Below are 24,932 nucleotides of genomic sequence, written 5' to 3' on the forward strand. Positions count from 1 at the left end.
TATTAAATCTTAAGCTTCGATGATTTCTACCGAAGTCATTTTGTCGCGTCCTTTGAAAGCATCAACAAGATCCATGCCTTCTACTACTTTACCAAACACAGTGTGTACTCCATCCAAGTGTGGTTGTGGAGCGTAGCAGATGTAGAACTGGCTTCCGCCTGTGTTCTTACCCGCATGTGCCATAGCAAGTGTTCCGCGTTCGTGTTTGTTTGGGTTAATTTCGCAGTTGATTGTGTATCCTGGACCGCCAGATCCAGTTCCGTTAGGGCATCCGCCTTGAGCAACGAAACCAGGGATAACACGGTGGAATGTTAATCCGTTGTAGAAACCTTCTTTTGTCAGCTTTTCAAAGTTGGCTACAGTGTTAGGTGCATCTTGATCGAACAAGTCCAGCAGCACTACGCCACCATTTTCTAGAGTGATTTTCGCTTGCTTTGCCATATGTAAATGACCCCTTTCAAAATTAACAAATTTAGAATACCTCAATTATATTACTATGAAACCACGCACAAAGCAAAGCAAGCAGGAGACTTTCCTGCTTGCTCTATATGCTGCTCAACCTTACCCACCTTACAGCAGCAGGCTTTTACTTAGCAACAACTGTCTGTTTGGCGATACGCTCTGGTACAATATCGTTGGCAATAAGATCCGTATAGCTTTCACGACGCACTACAAGATCGCTTTGTCCGTTCTGTACGAATACTAAAGCCGGACGGCGAAGACGGTTATAGTTGCTGGCCATGGAGTAATTATACGCACCTGTGCAGGCTACAGCCAACAAATCGCCGCTTTCAGCCTTTGGCAGCTCTACATCCCAGATCAACATATCTCCGCTCTCGCAGCATTTACCAGCGATGGAAACAGTCTCAGTTGCGTCTTCGTTAGCACGGTTAGCAAGCAATGCCTCGTATTTAGACTGATACAAAGCAGGGCGTGGATTGTCGGTCATTCCACCATCAACAGCAACGTACTTACGCACGCCAGGAATGTCCTTGTTAGATCCTACAGTGTACAATGTAGTACCTGCATCTCCAACAATACTACGGCCCGGCTCCACCCAAATTTCCGGCAAAGCACTATAAATTCCCGCAAAATGAGTCTTCACTGCATCCGTAATCGCTGCAACATATTCAGAAACATGTAGTGGGGTATCTCCCTCAACATAACGAATGCCGAAACCTCCGCCAAGATTGACTACACGGAAGTCCACTTCCAAGCCTTCTTTAACACTGCGGGCAAAAGTTGCCACACGCTCAACAGCCAGCTGGAAACCATCGGTTTCAAAGATCTGCGAACCAATATGGGAATGCACACCAAGCAGCGTGATATTCTTTTTGCTGACTGCTGCTTTCACTGCTTCATAGGCCGATCCATTACCGATATCAAAACCGAATTTGGAATCCGTCTGGCCAGTTGCGGTATATTCATGAGTATGCGCTTCTACACCTGGTGTCACCCGCAATAAGATGTTCACATTAACTTCTTTACGTGCGGCAATGGACTGCAAAAGGTTAAGCTCTACCAGATTATCGACTACAAAGCAGCCGATTTTGGCATCAATCGCCATTTCGATCTCTTCAGATGTCTTATTGTTGCCATGAAAATGAATACGTTCTGCCGGGAAGCCAGCTTGCAAAGCTGTATATAGTTCGCCGTCAGATACAACATCCAGTGACAAACCTTCTTCATCAGCCAAACGAACCATTGCCATTACTGAAAACGCCTTGCTTGCGTAAGCTACTTGGAAACCAAGGCCGGAGGCTTTAAAAGCATCCATATATTCCCGGCAACGTTGTCTAACCAATTGCTCGTCCAATATATATAGCGGGGTTCCATATTCCGCTTTCAATTCAGTTACATCACATCCGCCGATCTCCAAATGCCCAGCATCGTTAATGCGGCTAGTACCGTGTAGAAACATTCTTTAGTCCTCCAATTTCTGTGGAATATCAAGGTTCCACCCTGTCTTAGTGTATTCAGTATAACAGACAGTGGGAACTCCATTGAATGGACTAATTTGCAGTAGTTTTGTATTTTCCTACGATTGTTAATCATTCTCTTGAGATGGCGGCATTCTGGTATTGTCTCTGGTTTTGTTAAAAGACGGTCTTTCCTTCGAACTTAGGACCGGTTTACGCAATAGAATTTCACTCATTGCCTTTGCATTAAAGGGTATAAACGGCCACATATATGAGGAGTTATAGGACCGATGAGTGGTTAAGAAGATAGTCAGCAACGTCGTGCCAATCATAAAGCCTGGTACCTGGAACGCCGCTACGGCAATTAATAACACAAGCCTGACTATACGATTCGCCAGACCCAGCTCATAACTCGGAGTCGCGAACATACCGATTGAGGCTACCGCCATATATAGTACTACTTCGTTTACAAACAGACCGCTCTGCACCGCTATATCACCAATCAATATGGCTGCAATCAGACCCATCGCTGAGCCTAAAGGTGTTGGGGTATGCACGGCGGCCATCCGCAGTAAATCAACCCCAAGCTCTACAATCAGAAACTGAGCGAGAATAGGAATTCTCGCTGTCTTTTGCGGCCCGATAAAATCCAGCATAGCAGGCTTTAACTCAGGATGGATAACAAGCAGCATCCATAACGGGAGCAGGAACATGGAGGCGAAGATGCCGATGAAACGGACCCACCGCAGATATGTCCCCATAAAAGGAGTCTGACGATTCTCCTCCGCATGCTGGCAAAGATCAAAAAAGGTGGTCGGAAGAACAATTACAATGGGTGAGGTATCCACGAATAATATGACCCGTCCCTCCAATAAATTGGAGGCAACAACGTCAGGGCGTTCAGAATAACGCACCATAGGATAAGGGTTCCACCCTCCGCCGATAATCGCTTCCTCCAATTGCTTATCCGCCAGTGGAATACCATCGATATCGATGCTGTTGATTTTATCGATGACAGACGTAACCTGTGTTTTATCAACGATATCATCGATGTAAGCCACACAGACATCTGTCCGTGTCCGCCGTCCCACTTGAAACATTTCAAGCTTCAGCCCCGGATCACGTATCCGTCTTCTTACAAGTGAAATATTACTAAGCAGGGTTTCTGTAAAACCATCACGCGCACCACGTACCACCCGATCAATCGAGGGTTCATCCGGACTTCGCATTGGGTAAGATCGAGTATCCATTAGGATAACTTTGTTCTCACCCTCAATAAATAGTGCGCTCATTCCTTTTAATACTTTATCGAAACATTCACTTAATACACTACCCTCTTCAACTTGAATATGAGGGATGTATTCGTTCATAAAGCTACCTAACACACCTGCGGACAAATTTTCTGAAGAAAGGTAGGTTAGTCGTTTCAGAATTTCATCCGTTACATCTTCGTTGGTGAATCCGCTTAAACAGAGTAAAGCTGTCTTATGTCCCCCAAAGGACATTTCTCTAAACGTCACATCAAAACTTGATCCCAGTCCCATCACTTCGGTCAGCGTGTTTTTTGTTTCTTGTAGAGAACCTGGGATATGATCATTGCCTTGCCAATAAATAACGGATTCCTTTAATGAGTTAGAATGCTCACTATCGCGTTTGTCTTGCAGCTTATTTTTCCCTTTGTTCTGAGTCTGCTGCTTCGCCTGCTTCTTCGAAGGCTTCGGTTGAGCTTGAGAACCCTCCCCGGTTCCGGTACCGTTATCTATGCCTCCTGCTGCCTGAGCATTCTGATCCTGTGCCTCATCATCTGATTCCGAATCCTCTGAATCCATACCAAATAACCTGGCAAAAAAACCTTTACTCGGCTCATTGGGCTCCTGATTGCCGAGCTCATCCGATGCTTCTGCATCTTGTTGCCCTGTTCCCTGCTCCGCAGTGGCATCTGCTGCATCCTGCTGCCCTGTTCCCTGCTCCGCAGTGGCTTCCGCATCCTGCTGCCCTGTTCCCTGCTCCGCAGTTGCATCTGCTGCATCCTGCTGCCCTGTTCCCTGCTCCGCAGTTGCATCTGCGTCTTGCAGCTCAGTGCCTAATTCGGCTGACGCCTCTGCATCCTCCTGGTCTTGGCTAGTTTCAGTTGTTGTAGAATTTTCCGCTGAATCTTCACTTTCCCCGATAGCTGAAGCTCCTACAGGTTCTGTGTGATCTGCAACTAGATCCGCTGCAGTTGTCTTCATTGCTGCAGCAGCTGCAGCATTATCTTCCAGATGATCATCTTCCGGTGCAGAATCACCGCTGTGAATAAACTTGCTCATTTCCTAACCCCCTGTTTACTGTCGGTATACAAACCAGTCGAACAAAGAACCCGCGACCTTCCCACTCACCATCGCCATTAACAAACCGAATAGATAATGTGTCATATTCAAGCGTTTAGCGAGTATCGGCAGCACATTTAATACTTCGGTCAATGCTGCAGCGAGCATCCCGACAAAAATCCCATCAAATAGTCCTACACCAAGTTCAACTAGAGGACCTGAGGTAATCTTCCAATTCCAAAAATCACTAACAGTACCTACTAAAGATCCACCTACCATCGCGCCTTCGTACCAATGAACTTTATCGTAAGAAGAGGTTAATTGCGCCAGACGCGGCACCATATCGAGCACAACAAATAGAGCGATCACTCCGCCGCCTACAGCAATACCACCCGCAATGCCCAGCAGCAAATTTAGTCCCAGTGCTATGGGTGCCGTCATCTTCAGTCCTCCGTATTCTCAGATTGGTTTTCACTTCGGCGCCTCATCTTGCTGTATTCCTCATTGATGACATATTGGTCGATGTTCTTCTGATACAGATACATTTCCACTTCCAGCGGAGTAGGCTCCTCGTTCCACTTCTTTTTAAATAAATGGTTGAAAAAAATGACCATCCCAAACCCGATGCCCAGAGAATAAGCAATCTGAAATATATAGGGATGCTCATCCCGATGACCCGTTAGCATCTCCACAATTCGAATTTGTACCTCCAGCATATTTACATCAGCATGAAAGTTCATAATTGTCAGAGCAGACCCAAAGAAAAGCAGCAGCCACACTAAAACAAACATCGCCACCGAAGGTTTCCGTCTCTCCACCTGACTCTCAATCTGCACAATCGTCCTCCCTTCACCGATCGGTTCAATGTCCGCATTCGGTATAAGTTCATATATCCGGGGGATAACCATCAACAGATCAATCAAAATCAGATTGCCGTCACTTTGCTCCGGCTTCATTAAGAGAATTGTCTCCAACGACTCTTTCAGCTCAGGCTCCGCTATCAAAAAAGCAATATCACCCAATGTGACACCTTTACCCTTGGGAACCATCACCCGATTTTTAAGCTGTATATAGATGGTGGGAGCAGAATGTTGTTTCATCCGCATTCCTCCTAAAGGTTATGGTGAAGCTCAGGTCCAAGATAACGGTAGTATGGGAGTAAAGCCTTATTTTTACTCTTGCTGCTCTGAATCAATTTCCTGAAATACTGAAATGTTGCTTGTTTATAGGTATCAGGAAAGGCCAATCCTTCTTCTGGAAATTAAAAAGAAGACAGCTCAAGGTAATTAACCTTAAGCTGTCTTCTTGTTTCTGCCAATTCATCAGTTAGATCGCAAGTAATCCAACATACCGTGCCTGTTCAATTTCATCCAGAAACGAGATATCCATTCCATTGATAAATGTGGTTGTCATCATTGCTACTCCTTTACAGAACCAAGTGTCATCCCTTTAACAAAATATTTTTGCAGGAAAGGATATACGATCAAAATTGGAGCGGCTCCGATAAATATTTGCGCGGCTCTCACCGTCGTCTGCGAGATCAGCTCCATTTCCTTTGGATTGATGCTCATGGAGCTCATATCCCGTTGAATGATAACCGTCTGCAGGAATGTCGCCAGTGGAAATTGCTTGGAATTATTCAAATACAATAGTCCATCGAACCAGGAGTTCCAATGGAATACCATGCTGAACAAGGCAATCGTAGCTATCGACGGCAGAGAAATCGGCAAGTAAATACTGAACAACGTACGGAAATGTCCGGCTCCGTCTATTAGCGAGGCCTCCTCCAGATCTTTTGGAATACCACGGAAGAAGTTCAGCATCAGAATCACCAAGAACGTATTTACCGCACCTGGCAGAACAAGTACCCAGAAGGAATCCATCAAACCAATCTTTTGAATCACAATGTAAAATGGAATCAATCCACCGTTGAACACCATACTGAAAACGAACAACCAAGAGTAGACATTACGGCCCTTGAAGGCTGAGTTTTCTTTGGACAACGGATAGGCTGCCAGAAAAGTAATTAAAAGTGTAAGTCCAGTCCCGAGTATGGTTCTTTGAACAGATACCCAGATGGAGTGTAGAAAGATTGGATTGTTTATTGTCTTTTTATAAGCTTCCAGAGAGAACTGCTTTGGCCATAACCCTACCAAATTGGCATCCGCTGCCGACTTCGCGCTAAAGGATACAGCCAGCACGTGAATCAAAGGTACAATACACATCAGTGCGAGCAGGATTAGAAAGCAAGTATTAAACACGTTGAATATACGATAACCTCTTGTTTTGTAATACATAAGTTGTCTCCCTCTTCCTTTGGTAGATTAGAAAATGCGATATCCTGCCCACTTCTTAGCCAAACTGTACGAGACGAGAATTAGGATCATACTAATGGCCGACTTAAACAGTCCGATTGCCGTACCAAAGCCCATCTCACCATTCAGAATAGCCGTGCGGTACACGAAGGTATCAATAATATCGCCTTTCTGATAGACCAGTGGATTGTAGAGGTTAAAAATCTGGTCAAACCCTGCGTTCAATACATTTCCGAGAGCCAAGGTACCTACCACCACAACCATTGGCAATAGAGATGGCATTGTGATAAAACGTGTCTGCTTCCAGCGGTTAGCGCCGTCTATTTCAGCAGCTTCATATAATGATGGATTAATTCCTGCTAGAGCAGCTAAGAAAACGATCGTATTATAACCAAATTCCTTCCACACATCTGTGAGAATAACTGTGAACCGGAACCAGTTGTTGTCGCCTAAGAAAAAGATGGGTTTGAAGCCCATGCTGCCTAAGATCTGATTGACAAAACCATCTGTAGCAAGCAAATCCAGCAAGATCCCGCCGAGAATAACCCAAGATAAAAAGTGAGGCAAGTATACCAGTGTCTGAATAGTACGCTGTATGTATACCTTGCGAATCTCATTTAACAAAATGGCGAATACAAACGGTACAGCCAGATTGAAAATCATTTTTAGAACAGCAATAATCAATGTATTCCAAATGACCTGCATACTGTCATTACGTTCAAACAGATAACGGAAATTGTCTAATCCAACCCATGCCGAGCCTGAAATTTTCAGCCATGGCTTATAATCCTGAAATGCCATCACAATCCCGCCCATTGGAATAAAGCTGAAGATGATCAGGAATATCATCGCCGGCAATAACATCAAGTGAAAAGGCCATGTTTTTTTTAGTGTTCTCATCCTTGGTCCCCCATATCGTGTCAAGTTCTTCTGTAACCATACTCAAATTATAGCAACGCCCGAATTCCTCAAATAGCGAGCAAAACCAATATATATGGTACAAAAGCAATCTCTTTATCACATTGAAAAAAGAGGACTCCAAACGCAAACAGGGACCCTCCCTAAAGCCTAATGCTACGGCTGAAGAGATGGTCCCGTTTACTGCTTTTTACCTAGTCAAACTTAATCCAAACCTTATTTTACGCTGTCATACCATTCGTTAACTTCTTTAGTGATTTGATCGCCACCACCTGATTTCCAGGTCGCTACAAAGGAATCAAATGCATCCAGCGGTTTGTTGCCATAGATGATTTCATTAAACGTTTGGTTCTCAATTTTATTCAAATAGTCCATTTTCGATTTCATAGTTTCGGTCGTAGGACCTGTGAACATATTCTTAAAAGATTTATCCTCTTGCGCCAGCAGAACTTTTGCAGCCGCAGGGGTGTCTTTACCATAATTCACAGCTACGTCCTTCTCCAGACGGGTTGTTGGCTCTGCGCCATCTGCCAGGTTAAGGAGTGCTTTCATTTGGGCATCCGGGATCCGGGCACCGTCACGAACCAGCATATAACGAACGCTATTCACATAACCGCCAGCAATTTTATCATTTTCGATCATCTTACCGTTCGCATCTAGCTCATAGTCGTATCCTGCAAAAAGGCCGTTATCCAGTTCACTGCCTGGCGTTGGATTAGCAAAGTTATCGAACAGGTAGTTTTGATAAGTAAAGAAGGCTTCAGGATTTTTCATTTTCGTGCTGATCAAAGTTACACCGTTAGTGAATTGTGTACCATGACGCATAACCTTTCCATCTGGACCCGCTGGAATTTCAATTGGAGCCCATACTGCATCTGGAGAGTTCTTCACGGTATCCTGAAGCGGCCAGCCGCTCATCCAGTAAGGACCCGGGAGAATACCTGCTGTACCCGCAACTGCTGGTTCGGCAGTTTTGTTCTCATCCCAAAGAGCCGCTTCCTGAGGAATATAACCTTTATCCAACCATTCCTTCAGTTTTTCGAGCCCTTGCTTCATGCCAGCATTTACAGAGCCGTATTCTAATTTACCATCAGCATCTAGATTCCATTGCTGTGGCAAGGTTCCGTAAGCACCAAAGATCCAAGAAGGGTCGCCCATCCAAGTGTTCATCGTTGTTTTAAAGCCGATACTAAGTGGAGTTACCTTGTCTGGTGCCAAGCCATCAGGGTTCTGATTCTTGAACGCATCCATCACTTTTTCCAGCTCATCGATCGTCTTCGGTGCTTGCATATTCAGCTTATCCAGCCAATCTTGGCGGATCCACAGAATGTAATCATGGTTATATGCATAATCGAGAACAGGCAGACCCATTCTTTTTCCATCACGGCTGTATTGGTTCCAAACGTTAGGATCCTGTGCCATCGCTTCTTTCCATGTATCTGAAGCATATTTATCAAACAAAGTTCCTACATCAGCATACATGCCGGAATCGATCAAATCCTGTGCAATCGTGTTGTCGGCTGTACCGATGGTTACGACATCAGGCATGTCCTGACCTGAAGACATGGATAAACGCAGCTTCGTACCAAATGCGCCGTTCGTATCTGTGATGGACCAAAGGGACTTAATGTTGATGCCGAATTTTTCTTTAGCCCATTTTGTAGCCACGTTATTCTCAATGCTTTCACCGTTTTTGAATTTAAGTTCAGGGTCCACGCCCCATGCGGTTGTAAATGTCACCTCAGGATCGTATTTATCCTTGTAGGCGTTTTCAGAATTGGAAGCTGTATTTGCAGTCGCTTCACCAGCTGTTTTATCTCCAGCAGTGTCTTTACTATTAGCAGCGTTATTGCCTGAACAGCCCGCAAGGCTACCCGCCAAAAGCATGCTCATACACAGGAGCGGCAGCCATCTTTTTCTCTTCATCGCGCTCATTTTGTTCCCCCTTGGATTCCATAAGTGTTGGTTACAATTTAATTATAGGGAACGATTCTAAGCCCGAATACGTCATTTAAACAAGGTTTCTGCACCTTTCTCAACCTCTATCCGTCCCGGAATTCATTTGGTGTCATATGGTAGTGTTTTTTGAACATCTTACTGAAATATTGCGGATTTTGATATCCAAGCTCAGAGGTGATTTCATAGATTTTTTTATTCGTATTTTTAAGCAGATAAAGTGCCCGTTCCATCCGCATCCGAATAATATAGTCCCCAAGCCCTTCCCCAGTCTCAGCCTTATAAATCTTGGACAAGTAGACAGGATGCAAATATACATGATCGGCAATGGTTTTGACGGACAGCTCATGACCCGAATGGTTTCCTACCAGCTCATGGACCTGCTTGATAATATAACTTTTCGTATTCTGATCGCTTTCGGATAGCTCCTTCTGAAGCTTATCGAGCATATCAAACGCCCATTCTTTAAGCTTATCAAAAGAAACAATAATACTCTGCGTCAACAACGGATCTAAAGCGTATTGATCAATCTTGGAGATGAACTGGCCACTCTTATGCGCTATATACATAAATGCATTCGTTATCGATAGAAAGACCTCGTACAGATGTTCACTAGAAAACCGTGCATTCTCCATATCCCGGAACACGTCAGCAATTTTTTGCCTTGCTGTATCCCATTGTTTGGATTCCAACAGATGAATGAGTGTAGGTGGACGATAAAGACATTCGAGCGATTTGATGCTCATCGTCTCCTGATGCTGGCGATCATCCAAAAACAGCACGGAACTGGATTCATCATGTGCTGCCAAATACATCGAGCTAAGACCGCTTCGATAGGCAGCCGTCATCCCCTCTGGAAAGGTGAACCACTCCGTTACAATCAGTGAAATCTCACCCTTGAGGTAATTGCTTACACTAATTTGGAAATTCGCGATCACCGCTTTTAGGACTTGCTGCCTTGCAGCTTCATAGTTAGCAATTTGCTCCAATCCCTGCTGAACTGCCGGCTTTAATTCAACAAGCAGAATCAAGCAATCATGCGGCGCTTTGCAGAACCAGACATGGAACTGCTCCTTAAAAAGCTCCTCGGCAATGTTACCGATCGCATATTCCATTAGAGAAACCGAATGGTGATCCATGGCGGCATAATGTTTACCAAGCTGAATCAGCAGCATCGCTGCTTCAGCGTCCGGCTGGAAGGAGATTTCATATTCCTTCAGCTTAATGGCCAGCGTCCGCTCGGACAGCACCCTGCCGAGAAGCAATTCGTGCATCAGATTAGCCCGCAAAACACTGTAATCGGCTTTGCGATTATACAGCAGCAAATGATATCTATCATGGGCTTCCCATTCATCTTTCAAAGATTCAATCGCACCGGATACGCTTTTGATAAACTCGTCATCACTTACCGGCTTCAAAATATAATCAAATGCCTGCAGTTGAATAGCTTTTTTCGCATATTGAAAATCGGAATAACCCGTCAATAAAATGGACCGAATATTTGGCCATTTCTCGCCTACGGCTTCTATTAATTGCAGGCCAGTCATTCCTGGCATTGAAATATCAGTAACCATAATATCTATAGCCTGCTGTTCCATAATTTGCAGAGCTTCAGCACCCGATGCCGCTTGATGCACCTGCTTCACCCCGATTTCAGCCCATGGAATAGTACGAGCTAAACTTTCCGTAACATAGGGCTCATCATCAACTAACAACAGCTCTATCATTCTTTCCCCTCCTAGATGTCATTCCATTTCATTGTCTGTGTTGGGCAGCAACCACTGCAGTGTCACCTGTAATCCTCCAAGCGGAGAAGGCGAGATGCGCAAGCCAGACGTCTCCCCAAAACGCAGCCGCATTCTCTGATGCACATTCCATAAACCGCAGCCCATTTCTTCATCCATCGCCCTGCTTAGTTTATTTTCCAATTCTATAATTCCCTCTGGCGTCATGCCCTGACCATCGTCCTCAACCGTAAGCGTCATTTCTCTGCCTACACATGAACCCGTAATCCGCACCAGTCCCTCTTTGGCGATGGGCTCAATTCCATGTATAACCGCATTCTCCACCAGAGGCTGCAGTACGAGCGGCGGAAGCTCTCTTTTGCGCATTTGCGGTGGGATATTGATCTCATAACGAAGTCTGCTCATCCTCATCTTCTGGATCTCCAGATAATGATTCACAAATTCCACCTCTTCAGACAGCGCAACCAAATCACGTTCCTGACGAGTGGTGTATCTGTAATATCGGGACAAATTATGCGACATCCCAACGACTGCCCCCATATTATCGAGCTTCGCCATACTTGTAATAAAGGAGAAGCAATTATAGAAAAAATGTGGATTTATCTGTGATTGAAGCTGCTTTAAGCGGGCTTCGCGAACATGGATTTTCTCCATCAGCACATTCTCGATCAGCATCTGAATCTGTTCTACCATACTGTTAAACCGGCCGGACAGGAAGCTGAATTCATTCTTCCCTTTAATCTCCACTCGCGCAGAATAATCCCCTTGCTTCAACCGTTGAAAGCCTCCAACCAATAACCTTATAGGCACCTGCACTTGAACATATAACAGATAGGCTACGAGACAGCTCATTAACAACAAAGCACTGATCGCAAAATAAAATAAACGATTAGAGGTCAGGATTGGATGTAGGATTTCAGTCAGCGGCATATAGTCGATCAAATACCAGCCCATTTTGTCCGAATAGACGATATTTACACTGTAGGATTCACCTTCTATTTTGACCGTGCGGTTCTCACTAGGCTTCAGCTGGGTCTCTTCCAGCCTGTCTACCAATTCTTTAGCTAACACCTTGTCGGCACTGCGGTTAAAAATAAGTCCTGTTCCCTGCTTATAATAAAAAGGGTCTCTTCTGCCATCACTTTTGAATTTATCCAGCATATCTTCTATGTTCCGGCTGTCGAACTCTACCTTCATAACCGTTTTGACTTTTTCCGGAGCGAATTCTGACATAAAAGGTGTAAAAGAAAACCACGAGAATACGAAGCGGTCACCCTCCTGCCCTTCAATCTTCTCCACATGCCAGCCCGACTTCACTTCCCGCTTCAGATCCTCATCTTCGTATAACTTCGCATCATTTTCAGATACCATACGATGAATGGACGGGGAGTATAAATACAGCTTACTCTTCCAATTGGAGGAGCTTTCTTGAATGCTGATTTTGGTCTGAATCCGTTTGATCAGGTTTATCGTATCCAGATTCAAACGCCCTTTTTCCAGATAAGTGTCCTTAAGGCTGAGGATATCAGGATCATGGATCAGCAGAATCGGCCACGAGGACAATAACTCCATATTACTTTCTACCTGATTCAGAAAAAAACTAAGCTGATTATTATTCGAAGTATTTAACTCCGTACGCAGCACATCCGTGGTCGTTTTATTGGAATAGAAGTAAAGGATGGTTATCGGGATCAGCATAATGACCATGATACACACGATTTTGGTAAATAAATTATATCTATACACGTTCTTTCACTCTCCGGCTCAAATGTCATAGCCCCTATTGTACAAACAATCCCTACTTGCGAAAAGATAAATATCTAAAAAATGTGGTAAAGACAGGCCCTAACTGCCTTTTCGAGCACAGTTATTGCCTGTCTGCCTATTATTGCTGCAAAAGATTGAGTATGATATAAGCCGCTTCAGCGCGTGTTGTATAGGCTTGCGGACGGAAATTGCCATCTTCGAATCCATTGATAATCCCAGCCTGCGCAAGCGCTGTGATCCCTTCACTGGCATACAACGAGATCAGGTCTTTATCTTTAAAAGAAATAACGTTCACATCCGTCTGACCGTTCACTTTCTCCGCCAACTTAAGCGCACGATACGAAATAGCTGCCATTTCTTCACGGGACAATTTATCATTCGGGCCAAAAGTGCCATCCGCATGTCCTTGTACAACACCCAATTTCCCAGCAGTAATCACAACAGAGCTATACCACGCATCAAGGTTCACATCTTTAAAACTGCCTGTTCCTCTTTCTGCTTTTAGCTCCAGCGCGGACAGCAGCATGCTGACAAATTCAGCGCGTGTAACCTCCCCTTGCGGATTAAAGATCCCGTTTCCTATTCCTTGCACGATCCCTTTAGCCGTCAAGGATTCAATCGCTAACGTGGCCCAATCTGCTGCTTTTAAATCTGTGTACCCCACCTCTGCGTACCCCGCAGCATAAATGCTGAAATGACTTGGATTAAACACAATCTGTTCCGCGGTTGGGTTGTACCGCACAGCTTTGATAACTTCAAGTTTTCCATCAGCAAGTATCGAATAAACAGCAATCCGCTGGCTCTGCTCCCCGAGCTTCAGCTTGTAGTGGAAGGCTACCGATATTGCTCCTTTTTTGAAAACATCGATAGAAGTCCCGTCTACTGACACATGGATGTTATAGGCCGGGTAGTCTTTTGCTCCAGTTACCAATGGTGAAGGCAAGGTTGGCGTAGCTACCTGAACCAGTGAGAGCGTTAGTTCCTTAGCTCCCGTCTTTATAATTCCTGCACTAGCTTCCGTAGAAACCGTAACAGATGCCGCACCATATACAATTACTATTTGGGGATGTTTGCCCTGCTCTAGTATAGAACTCAACGGAAGATGAACGACTGCTCCCTTAAGCTCTCCCGTCGATGGCAGAACAGAAATAATCAGTTTTTCATCCGCCGGAAGCGTCGACAGCGCCTTATTGATATCCTCTATACCTAGCGTGATATCAGCTATGCCGGAAATTCCTGCTTGTGCCTTCACCTGAAGTTGTCCTGCCGCTGTATGTTCGACCACTGCTTTATTTGCTGAATTTACAACGCTTGAATCTCTGACCGTGATGACAGGATCAGGATTAACTCCCGTTCCGGGTTCTTCACCAGTGCCAGGATTCCCTTCCGTTCCGGGTTCCTCACCAGTGCCGGGATTATTTCCTCCCGTTCCGGGTTCCTCGCCAGTGCCAGGATTTCCTCCCGTTCCGGGTTCCCCACCAGTGCCGGGATTTCCTCCCGTTCCCGGTTCCTCTTCGCCCCCCTCACCGGCCACCGGGGTTTTGAAGACATTTAATGAAGAGAGTGCATTCCCTGCAAAATCGAACATTGCCTGATTCTCCCAAGCATTTCCTTCGCCTACCTTCCAGCCTACACCTTGCACTGGAATCCAAGCTGGTTCCCAATAGAACAAGCCTGTTCCTTTACCATCGGGTACTTTGGACAATACATTCATTACTGTTTTGACCTCAGCCATTTGACCTGCAACCGTAGCTGGGAAGCCACTGCCGTCTAGCTGATCCTGACGAGCGATGTTATTCTCAAAGTTGTCGCCGTCCTGCAACGTGTAAGGATATGCGGTTTCCGTCACAATCACTTCTTTACCATATCGTTTAGAGATATCGTCCAAGTTAAACTGCAGGCTATCCATCGTTCCGCTCCAATACGGATAAAAGGACGCGCCGATCACGTCATAATCAAGATTCCGCTTCGTTAATTCGTCAAAGAACCAACGAAACATATCATTTTTGCCACCTTCAGCAAGATGGATCATAATTTTGATATCCTGATCTGCACTCTGGCTGTCTCTAACTCCCTTCACTCCACTCTCTAGAAGCGGAACAACCTTCTCAAAAGCATTCTCTTGATCATAGGATTTGCCGTCAGGCCATAACAAGCCCCCATTAATCTCATTTCCGATTTGGACCATATCGGGTGAAGCTCCCTTTTCCTTTAGCTCATCCATAACATCTTTGGTATAGTCATATACCGCTTGCTTCAATTCATCATAGGAGTAATCCGCCCATGCTCCCGGCTTGTTTTGCTTTCCGGGGTCAGCCCAGAAATCAGAATAATGGAAATCAAGCAACAGCTTAAACCCTTTGGCTTTGACGCGCTGCGCCATTTCCACAACATGCTCACGGTCATTATAGCCGCCAGCTTCCTGAGGATCATTCCATAAACGTAGCCGAATGTAATTTACACCCCGGCTTTTAAGAATATCCAGCAAATCCTTTTCTACTCCATTGTCGTAATACTTTCCACCGGCATCCTCAATCGCTTCCAGTGTGGAAATGTCCGCACCTTTTATGAACCCGGATTGCAGCACAAGCGGAGTAACCTGAATATCAGCTGTGGGTTGTAGGTCTGTCCCTGCAACTTTCCCCATTACGCTGTAAGTTCCTTCAACCGCGTACTCCGCCTCAGTAAGGTCATCCCAGGTTACAGGCAGCTGTTTGCTTGACCCATCTTCGTATATAGCCGTTACCACTGATGGCAATAAAGCAGGCACATCCGTAATTGTGCTGACATTTATGCTCTCAAATCCGACAATAGGCGTGCTGCTGTCACCTACTACTGTTACCTTCGCCACTGCCTTCTGCACAGTACCTGAGATAGAACCGCTTACTGTAAAGGTTCCGGGACGGGAATACTCTGCTGGCAGGATCACATCCCAAGTAACCTGAGCATCCTCCGTGTCAGAATTGCTATATACCACAGTTACAACACTTGGAAGCTCAGGGGCTTGCCCAATTTCCGTGTCCAACCGTACTGGCAGTACAGTTTGTATTTCACCCTGTGCCGGCTCATGCGGCGGGCCGGCTGCGGGAACACCCCAGACCTTCAGATCATTAATGGCTGCCCATTTTCCGCCGTTGATGCCGGTCAGGTTGACCCTTACATAAGAAACATTCCGCAGCTTGAAAGCATTGTACTGAGTTTGCTCTACACTGCTACTCTGACTTTTGTCCACAACTGTTGTCCATACCTTATGATCACGTGATACTTCAATCGTATATTGATTAATGTAACTCCATGCATTCCAGATGACGGTTGCACCTGACAAATCATATGCACCTTGCAAATCTACTTCCAGCCAATGAGGAAAGCTCCCGTCATTCGCCGTCCAATGTGTGTTCCATTCATCCGCATCCACTGCGTTACCCGCTTCATACCCTGCAAGCTCACTATCTGATATTGCAGGCTTACCTAGGGCAATATTCTCATCTCCTGCCGCTTGAGCAGACGGCCCAAACGTAAAAGGGGAAATAAGAAAGGTCAGAATCATAAATAATACAAATGATTTCTTCAATGTCTGTTTCCTCCTAAATAATTTAATAATGGATTATGTACTCAGTGGCACAGTCATTTTGTGCACCCCCTAATTGTAAACGCTTTATTAATTCTGCTATATGTTACATTAGAAACATTTCAGCAGTTTTTGCAGTCGATTTGATCTAAGCAAGGAGTAAAATCACATACAAAAAAAGATGATCCGAAAGCCATAAGGCTTCGAATCATCTTTATATAGGTAGAACCATTCCACTTCAATTTGCTCAGAGCGTTTGTGGTTTGGACTGTTGATTAGATAAAAAGAATAAAGCGACCCAGATCAAGGCAAATCCGAGAATCTGCGGGATAGTGACCAGCTGTTGGAACACGATCCAGTTGATGATTACTCCCGTCATAGGAAAGCTGAGTTCAGCTAATGTGGCGAAGGAAGCTTTGGTCGTGCTAAGCCCTTTGTAATACAACAACATACTAAGAAGTCCTGGCAGCAAAGCTTGCAGCAATAGATTAATCGCAATGGCTGCCGATGCACCAAACCCGCCATGAATCTGCCACGGTGCACCTTCTAGCGTAGTGATAACGAACAGTAAAGGAAGCGCAAGGATAAACCGCAGCGAAGTCACTGTCTCATATTTCATAGAACCGAGCAGATAACGTCCCATGACTGTCGATCCCCCCCACAGTGCAGCTGCTCCCAAGGCCATCAGACTGCTAACCCCAATAAAGTTATTCACATGTCCGAAAGGGATACTCCAGCCAAAGGTCAGCAGATAGGTTCCTACCAGCGCCAACACAATGAGTGGTCCGAAATTTTTAGGCAAACGTTCTTTAAGAATTAAAGCAGCTAGACCGATCGCGAATATTGGCTGAAGCTTTTGCAGTAACAGCACCGCATTCAAATCCCCACTGGAAAGTGCCATCGTAAATAGGATCGTCGCCCCGGCAGAACCTCCCCATGAAACAATCAATAAAGCACCAATCTGGCGAAATCCAATTCCTTTAAGCTCCGCCCGGTGACGCCAAAGAACAGGTGAAGCAGCCAAGAAAAGCACCACATGCTCCAGAAGAACAATTTGCGATGAGGTCAAAGATTTTAACAGGATGATACGAAAGAGCGGATCAACGCCCCATAATGCTGCACCAATCACAACGAGCCAAAATCCACTGCGTAGCGCTGATGTACTGCCAACCTTAGTTGATGATGAAGCTGTAACATTACTCATAATTTCATTCTCCTTGTCGATACAAACCCTCGATAAGAGACCAAAAACCCCCGAATTACCAAAAAGGTAAACTCGGGGGCATTATCAATAAAGACGTACAAGGATAGACTCCTAGCGTCTTTATCTTATGATCCTCTCCCATCCGGACTTTACCGTCGGCTCTGGATTTACACCAGATCAGTCACTTCTCTGCAAGCAGAACAAGTGAGTCGCGGGCTCAGTTCACTTTGAACATTACCGCCGGTCGGGAATTTCACCCTACCCCGAGAATCTTGTATTCCGTTGTTTTTTTCACAATCTCAGAATAAACCTCTTCTTGCCATTCGTCCAGTACTTTATGAAAATGTACACATTACTTTCATGTTTCGCAGCATTTTATTACATGTTTGTTCGTAATTGTTCTACTGCTTCATCCAAAAAACTTCTGTATAATGAAAATATGTTGATTTTTCCATAGTTTAGTAATCATGTCGAGGAGGTTGTTATGAAAGAAGCATTCTGGACGAAGTTATTGTTCTCCATCTTTGCCGTTGGAGGAATAGCTTTTTTAGGATTCATAGGTGCTATAATTACTGCGCTTTACGGAGGACTGCTGTTTTATACCCCACTTGTGGCAATCTTAGCGATCGTATTAGCCATCTATGTTGTACTTATCATATTTAATGTGTTGTCACGAAAAACAAGCAATATTGTATTGTTATCTATCCTCGGACTTAGTCTGCTCGCGACCGCAGGATATGAGATCAAGCAAGCGTACGTCAACAGAATTGCCATGGTCGATGATCGGGAGGTTAATCTGCTACAATATGAACCCTTTGCTGAGAAGACCAAAGCAGTGAATCTGGATGAACCTTCTTCCTATCATATCGCTAGCAATCTTCCAAGATTGGACGGCGCAACCGCACTTTATCCACTGTATTCAGCTTTCGTTCAAACTACTTATCCTGAGGGTTATTATAATCCGTATGATTTTCAAACAAGTCAAGTAATTTGCAGCAGCACACCTGAAGCTTACAAGAGATTAATTGAAGGAGAAACCGATATTATATTTGTAGCGGCTCCGTCAATCGCACAACAAAAAGAAGCTAAGCGCAAAGGTGTCGAACTGAAGCTTACGCCGATCGGCCGCGAGGCCTTCGTATTTTTTGTAAACAAACGAAACGACGTAACCGGACTTTCCACCGCTCAACTTAAAGATATTTACGCAGGCAAGATCACAAATTGGAAAGATTTAGGCGGAGCTAATAACCGAATCCGTGCTTTTCAACGGCCTGAAGATAGTGGAAGCCAGACGATGTTGCAAAAGTTTATGAAGGACACTCCACTCATGAAGCCGCCTCAAGAAGACGTAGCGGATATTATGAGCGGTATCATTCAACAAACCTCCAGCTATCGAAACTATAAAAATGCACTGGGCTACAGCTTCTTATTTTACGCCTCAGAAATGAATCGGAACGGGGAAATAGCCCTGCTGGCCATCGATGGTATCCAACCAGACAAGGAAAGTATTCGTAGTGGACAGTACCCATTGGCAACAGAATTTTATGCAGTGACCGCGGGAAGCGACAACCCTAATATTCAACCCTTTCTGGATTGGATTCAATCTTCTCAGGGTCAGAAATTGGTAGAGAAAACAGGTTATACATCGTTAAAATAACATATCTCTAGCGAATGAGAGCTATCCCAAATGTTTGGGAAGGCTCTTTTTCTATTTTTATACCGAAAATTTTCCTTTTTATCGCTTGTAGAGCGCAACTTTTGGAAACTATTGTCGTTTATACTTTATACGAGCCTTAAACGGCATCAAAGGAAGAAAAAGTAAGAATTGCTAGAGACCAATAAACGGGGATGGTAGGGATTGCAGATGAAAAAGTTTGGTTTTTTGGCGTTACTGCTGCTTTTGTTGGTGCTGGTTCATCCAGGAACTGGTTATGCCGGCTCTACGGAAACACACATCAACCTAGACGGCAACGATCTTAAGATTTCCAAAGAAGCACAGGTACAAATTGTAAATGGCAGTGTAATGGTTCCTCTTCGCGTTGTTGCGGAACAGCTTGGTTATACCGTGAAATGGGATAATGTGGCCAAGACAGCGATCATTGAGCAAAAGGGAACTACTTTAAAACTGATCGTGGATAATACGATGGCAGAAGCTTCAGGGAAACAAGTCAAACTGGACAACCCTCCGTTTCTCAGTGGCAGCACAACCCTTGTTCCTTTAAGATTTGTTGGGGAACAGACAGGAACTACTGTCGGTTGGGACAATGTAACCAAAACCGTATATTTAACCTCTCCAGTGCCTGAGGTTGGGGGAAGCGATCCGGAAGTTACGGTTCCAGAACCCACTCCAACAGCACCTTCGGAGAACGGATCAACCGGGAATACAGCAACTGAAGGGAATAGCTCAGTGGCTGCAGTCACCAATCTTAGCTTCATCAATAACCAGCTGGTTATTGCAGTGAACGGCAGTATAAAACCTACCGTGTTCACTATGACAGACAAAGACCGAATTGTCGTGGATTTACCGAATACTGGCTTTGGAACCGACTTCCATCAGAATCTTTCCGTAGGAAAGAACCAAAGCGGACAGTTAACGGTTACCGACTATCCTAATGTCTCTGCCGTTCGCTATTCATTGTTCAGCAGTTCCCCATCGACCATTCGGATCGTCATTGATCTAAACAGCGCTAATAGCTACAGTCTGATAAATGCTAATGATGGACTTATTATTGTGGATCTTAATGGGACTAGCGTTACGCTTCCTGAAACCACCTTACCAGAAGTACCGGTTATAACTCCTCCACCTTCTACCGGCAACACAGACAAGAAGATAATCGTCATTGATGCAGGACATGGAGGGAAAGATCCAGGGAGTTCAAGTGTTAACAAGCTTAAAGAGAAAGATTTCACCTTGCCGACAGCACTGAAAATTGCAGAATTACTAAAGAAAGAACCAAATATCGAGGTTATACTCACGCGCAGTGGCGATACATACCCAACTCTACAGGACAGATCTAACCTCGCCAACAATGTAAAAGCCGATCTATTTATCTCTGTTCATGCCAATAGTATTCCGGCGGGCAGTAAAAGTAATCCTAGTGGCACAGAGACCTATTACACACGTAATGATAGCTTATTATTCGCTCAAACCGTTCACAAATACCTCGCAGTTGCTACAGGACTGCAGGACCGAGGGGTTCGTCAAGCTAACTATCATGTAACAAGAGAAACCAAAATGCCTGCAATATTATTAGAATGTGGTTACTTAAGCAATACCAAGGATGAAGCATTACTCTTTACCCCGGACATCCAGAATAAAATAGCCGAAGCAGTAGTTTTAGGAATCAAAGAATATTTAGGTCGTTAAAAAAATGGGTGTCCCATTAGCCATGCAGGCTGATAGGACACCCATCTTTTATTCGGTAGTTGTGTTCCAAACACTCATTCGTTCCCGCAGATTCGAGGTATGCAGCTCTAGCTGTATACCATCCGGATCTAGAAAATTGACCGTCCAGCCTATTCCCCGTTTGATTGGCCCTCTAATTATGGGCACATTCTGGGTTTGCAATACTTGGACGGCTTCCTCAAAATGTTCCTCTGCAATACTAAAAGCGATATGGTCTACCCCAACTACTTTATCTGCAATCGCCATATAATCAGGCTTTTCAAGAAGACATATCCAGGCACTTCCCCATTCCAGATAAGCATCAGTTTTACCTCTATGAACTAGCTGAAGGCCCAGAACTCCTGTGTAGAAATTCAGGGAATTCGCTAAATTACTGACATTTACGGTCACATGGTTAAAGCCTTCTACCTGCATCTTTATTCAGCCTCTCAATCTTCTTAAGCCAGCATAGTGACAATTCTTTTGCGTTTCTCTGCCTCAGGATCATAAGCTACATGCGTATCTTCATCAAAGATCAAGGTAGCCCGTTCCTCCAGATTGTATTTCGGCCATAACCTCTCTGCTGTAGCCGGATTTCCTTGATGAGCGAAAGCAATCCAAGCATCATGCATAACTTCAGCCAACTTCTGCATCGTTGGATTAATTTCTGCCCTAAGATGGGTTAGATGAGATAGATTATTAAAGGCATAGACGATTTCTGCACTATGCACAGCTTTATTTAACAATGGATGACCTGGGATCGTGCCGTCAAAACGGTACATCCAGACAGGTGCATATTTCAGTTGGTTCTCTGCCAGGGACACCGAGGTTCCCCAGAAGTAAAGATCCGTTAGAATTTCGGCTTGTCCCTCCCATGAGGATGAATAATGGTTCGCAATCTCCTTCAGACTCCCAGTACCCATCATCTGCTCCAGCGCCTTGAGTGAATCGTCAAAGTCTGCCTCAGGCGATTCTTCTCTGAAGAACAAGTTGCCCTCATCACGATTGGTTCCGATCAATAGCGGAATACCCTGTGCCGATCCTTCTGCCACAGCCTGTGCAGGTTCTACAGGAAGTGTATCCCCATCAATGATAGGCTGAAATAACATGCCAATTGAGCCACCCGTTAACTTTTTAGTCATTCTTGCGGCTGCATCGATAATTTGTTCAGAAGAAAATGTTTGCAGAAGACTGGCATCTCCATCTGGAGCAATCCCTAATTCAGCTAGTAGTGCAGCTGCAATGTACTTCCCCTGCTCGGAAGGCAGCGTCTGAGCAGCCCCGCTTTGCATAATCGCACCAGCGAACAACCCCTTCGCTGCTGGCATGGCCAAAAGGGCTGCGATACTCATACTCCCTGCTGACTCCCCGAATACAGTTACCCGCTGCGGGTCCCCACCAAAAGCAGCAATATTCTGCTTTACCCATTCCAGTGCGGCGATTTGATCCAATAAACCTTGATTAGAAGCAAGCCCATGGCCAAATGGAGACAAATTCATGAATCCAAATGGACCCAGCCGATAGTTAATGGTCACTAAAATTACTTTACCGCGTTCAGCGAAGCTTGTGCCGTCAAACTGCGGCTGACTTCCAGCCCCGGTCACAAACGTCCCCCCGTGAATCCAGAACATAACAGGCAGGGGCTCATCATGAACTGCTGGCGCCCAAATATTTAAATACAGACAATCCTCGGAATGAAGCGGCGTCTTGCCACCGAACCGAGTACCTCTCGTATCCGCTGGCTGATGACTAACTGGACCAAATTCAGAAGCATCTCTAACCCCATCCCAGGCTTCTGGTGGCTGTGGTGCACGAAACCGAAGTTCTCCAACAGGTGGAGCTGCAAAAGGGATCCCGCGCCAAATGTTCACGTCCCCCTCCTGTATTCCTTGAAGCTTACCATAAGAGGTTACTGCTATTGGTGCTCCCATTACATTTCACCCTTCCACATTATTCCTTATTCTCTTCAATCTGTTTATATAAGCCGGATCGAAACCGGAACCATTCAAAAAGATGTGTAAATACCACCTTAAGTACCGCATAACCCGGAACTGCAAGGATAATCCCCAGAATTCCAAACATTTTACCTGCGAATATAATTACAAAAATAATGGTTATCGGATGAATCTTCAACGTCTTGCCCATGATCTGTGGTGAGATAAATTTCCCTTCAATCAGCTGAACAGCTGTCCACACGATAATCATCTTCAACAACATAAATGGAGAAGTGACCATCGCCACAATTAGGGCAGGTGTAATCGCGATTGCCGGGCCCAGATAAGGAACAACTGCTGTACAAGCAGCAGCAATAGCCAGAACGAGAGAGTATTCCAAACCAATGATTAAATAGCCAATATAGAGCAGCAGACCAATACAGCAGCTGACAATAATTTGCCCGCGTATGTAAGAGGATACCTGACTGTTCATCTCCGACATGACCATACGAGTCTGCGGCTGCAGAGAAGTAGGTACAAACTTCAGAATATAATCCGGCAATTTTTTTCCATCGCGAAGCAAGTAGAACAAAATAAATGGCGTCGTTACAACCGCCAAGACAATCTCTGTAAGGGCTCCTACAAAGCTGCCAACACCCGTCAAGGCATTATTCAGAAAAGAACTGCCCCACGCCGTAATCTTAGATGTTATCTCACTAAGGTTCGTTCCGATACTATCTTGAACTTGCCCAAAGAACTCCGTTCCGGTCAGATCCATAAACCGTTCTTGAATTAATTCACTATACCTTGGAAAATTGTCGATCAAACCTGATAGCTGAGTCCGTATAATTGGAATGACCATAAACAAAACCAGCGTGATGAGACCAGCAATCAACAAATATAGGATGATTATTGCATATACACGTTTTATTCGGGATCTTTTCTCCATCCGATCTACCAACGGATTCAGCAAATAATAAGCTATACCTGCCAGTAATAATGGTGCGGCCACGGTGTGCAGCAATACTGATATCGGCTTAAAAATAAACGGTATTTTGGAGAATACCAGAATATTAATTCCAACCAGCAGCATAATGAGCAGCACTACTACAAATTTATTATTCAGAAAAAATTTTTTGAACTTCTCTGGCCACACCTGCAGCCTCTCCATCGTACCCTCTCCCCTATAAACCATCATATATACTGTGTTATTTCATTCACTTTTTAATAGCATAGTCAACGTTAGCCCTGCAAGTCAAATTTGATGTCCTTAATTAAGCACACAGTCCTATTACGAGTCTGGTCATGATCCGATTCAATCATAATCCTCCCCTGTTTATAAATAAATAACCCTGCACGAGATATTCCTCTGTACAGGGTTAGAACCGCAACTAAAAGGTACTTACAAGCCTTGCTATTTTTTCTTTTTCCCTTTAGCGCCCTTTTCATTTGAAGCAATCAATTGTCCATCATAGGTGTATAACAAGTGATCTTCAAGCTTCTCCCCCTGCAAATGTTTCCGCACTAATGATTTCGCCAGCTTAGGTGTAATCTCTTTGTACCACACACCTTCGGGATAAGCGATCACCACACAAGCATCTGAACATCTTCCATTACAACGGGTCACAGTCGTATGTATAAGACTTTGTGCGCCCTGCTTCTCAATCTCGTCTTCTATCGCTTCAGCTACCTCTTCACCTTTGTGTTTCTTGCAGCTGCTACCGTTACATATTAATAAGTGACTTACAGTTCCTTGTAAATTCCAGGTCGTCATGGATGACTTCAACCCCTTCTTATCAGCTAACCCTATTCCGTTCGTGGATTATTTTAAACACTATCATAAGCATCATTATAGTCAATAGTAAGAAAGACTGTTATACTATAAATGAGAATGATTATCAATGAAAAGAAG

Annotated in this window: 18 protein-coding genes and 1 riboswitch; of the genes, 2 read left to right on the top strand and 16 right to left on the bottom strand. The window is 44.7% G+C overall.

Annotated features, from left to right (window positions below):
- Window positions 1–9 precede the first annotated feature (9 nt).
- The 12 genes from NSQ66_RS20690 to NSQ66_RS20745 form a co-directional block, all read right to left on the bottom strand.
- Window positions 10–441: a peptidylprolyl isomerase gene (locus tag NSQ66_RS20690; RefSeq protein WP_076274154.1), complete on the bottom strand. Its 432-nt coding sequence runs from the start codon at window positions 439–441 to the stop codon at window positions 10–12.
- A gap of 145 nt (window positions 442–586) precedes the next feature.
- Window positions 587–1,921, bottom strand: a complete 1,335-nt coding sequence (gene lysA / locus NSQ66_RS20695) for a diaminopimelate decarboxylase (protein ID WP_036676133.1) — start codon at window positions 1,919–1,921, stop codon at window positions 587–589.
- A gap of 126 nt (window positions 1,922–2,047) precedes the next feature.
- Window positions 2,048–3,682, bottom strand: coding sequence for a spore germination protein (locus NSQ66_RS20700; RefSeq protein ID WP_076274168.1), 1,635 nt, complete (start codon window positions 3,680–3,682; stop codon window positions 2,048–2,050).
- Between the two features lie 561 nt (window positions 3,683–4,243).
- Entirely contained in the window at window positions 4,244–4,669 is a 426-nt protein-coding gene (locus NSQ66_RS20705; RefSeq protein WP_036676132.1) for a stage V sporulation protein AB, read from the bottom strand.
- 2 nt (window positions 4,670–4,671) lie between these two features.
- Window positions 4,672–5,328, bottom strand: a complete 657-nt coding sequence (locus NSQ66_RS20710; RefSeq protein WP_036676129.1) for a stage V sporulation protein AA — start codon at window positions 5,326–5,328, stop codon at window positions 4,672–4,674.
- 318 nt (window positions 5,329–5,646) lie between these two features.
- The gene (locus tag NSQ66_RS20715; protein WP_036676128.1) at window positions 5,647–6,525 is read right to left on the bottom strand and encodes a carbohydrate ABC transporter permease; all 879 of its coding nucleotides are present in this window, start codon (window positions 6,523–6,525) and stop codon (window positions 5,647–5,649) included.
- 27 nt (window positions 6,526–6,552) lie between these two features.
- Complete coding sequence (locus tag NSQ66_RS20720; RefSeq protein WP_036676126.1) at window positions 6,553–7,443, bottom strand: ABC transporter permease subunit; 891 nt, start codon at window positions 7,441–7,443, stop codon at window positions 6,553–6,555.
- 234 nt (window positions 7,444–7,677) lie between these two features.
- On the bottom strand, window positions 7,678–9,396 hold the full coding sequence (locus NSQ66_RS20725; RefSeq protein WP_036676124.1) for an extracellular solute-binding protein: 1,719 nt from the start codon (window positions 9,394–9,396) through the stop codon (window positions 7,678–7,680).
- A 107-nt stretch (window positions 9,397–9,503) separates the two neighbouring features.
- Window positions 9,504–11,144 carry a response regulator gene (locus tag NSQ66_RS20730; protein ID WP_076179714.1) on the bottom strand — a complete coding sequence of 547 codons (1,641 nt, stop codon included), beginning with the start codon at window positions 11,142–11,144 and terminating at the stop codon, window positions 9,504–9,506.
- An 18-nt stretch (window positions 11,145–11,162) separates the two neighbouring features.
- The gene (locus tag NSQ66_RS20735; RefSeq protein ID WP_036676119.1) at window positions 11,163–12,908 is read right to left on the bottom strand and encodes a histidine kinase; all 1,746 of its coding nucleotides are present in this window, start codon (window positions 12,906–12,908) and stop codon (window positions 11,163–11,165) included.
- 139 nt (window positions 12,909–13,047) lie between these two features.
- Window positions 13,048–16,500 carry a glycosyl hydrolase 53 family protein gene (locus NSQ66_RS20740; protein WP_076179715.1) on the bottom strand — a complete coding sequence of 1,151 codons (3,453 nt, stop codon included), beginning with the start codon at window positions 16,498–16,500 and terminating at the stop codon, window positions 13,048–13,050.
- Window positions 16,501–16,744: 244 nt separating this feature from the next.
- Complete coding sequence (locus NSQ66_RS20745) at window positions 16,745–17,701, bottom strand: DMT family transporter (protein ID WP_076101508.1); 957 nt, start codon at window positions 17,699–17,701, stop codon at window positions 16,745–16,747.
- Window positions 17,702–17,827: 126 nt separating this feature from the next.
- Window positions 17,828–17,976, bottom strand: a riboswitch (FMN riboswitch).
- A 209-nt stretch (window positions 17,977–18,185) separates the two neighbouring features.
- Between NSQ66_RS20745 and NSQ66_RS20750 the strand changes: the two genes are divergently transcribed.
- Window positions 18,186–19,358: a substrate-binding domain-containing protein gene (locus NSQ66_RS20750; protein ID WP_076101509.1), complete on the top strand. Its 1,173-nt coding sequence runs from the start codon at window positions 18,186–18,188 to the stop codon at window positions 19,356–19,358.
- 207 nt (window positions 19,359–19,565) lie between these two features.
- On the top strand, window positions 19,566–21,068 hold the full coding sequence (locus tag NSQ66_RS20755) for an N-acetylmuramoyl-L-alanine amidase family protein (protein WP_076101550.1): 1,503 nt from the start codon (window positions 19,566–19,568) through the stop codon (window positions 21,066–21,068).
- Window positions 21,069–21,116: 48 nt separating this feature from the next.
- Here the strand turns inward: NSQ66_RS20755 and NSQ66_RS20760 are convergent, their stop codons facing one another.
- From NSQ66_RS20760 to NSQ66_RS20775, 4 genes are all read right to left on the bottom strand, one after another.
- Complete coding sequence (locus NSQ66_RS20760) at window positions 21,117–21,521, bottom strand: VOC family protein (protein WP_038572459.1); 405 nt, start codon at window positions 21,519–21,521, stop codon at window positions 21,117–21,119.
- 23 nt (window positions 21,522–21,544) lie between these two features.
- Entirely contained in the window at window positions 21,545–23,017 is a 1,473-nt protein-coding gene (locus tag NSQ66_RS20765; RefSeq protein ID WP_339279374.1) for a carboxylesterase/lipase family protein, read from the bottom strand.
- A gap of 19 nt (window positions 23,018–23,036) precedes the next feature.
- Window positions 23,037–24,191 (bottom strand): AI-2E family transporter, encoded by a 1,155-nt coding sequence (locus tag NSQ66_RS20770; protein WP_036676105.1) that lies wholly within the window; start codon window positions 24,189–24,191, stop codon window positions 23,037–23,039.
- Window positions 24,192–24,434: 243 nt separating this feature from the next.
- Window positions 24,435–24,794, bottom strand: a complete 360-nt coding sequence (locus tag NSQ66_RS20775) for a (2Fe-2S) ferredoxin domain-containing protein (RefSeq protein ID WP_036676102.1) — start codon at window positions 24,792–24,794, stop codon at window positions 24,435–24,437.
- Between the last annotated feature and the right edge of the window lie 138 nt (window positions 24,795–24,932).

Source organism: Paenibacillus sp. FSL H3-0329, from assembly GCF_037963285.1.
In the GTDB taxonomy this organism is placed as follows: Bacteria; Bacillota; Bacilli; order Paenibacillales; family Paenibacillaceae; genus Paenibacillus_AQ; species Paenibacillus_AQ odorifer.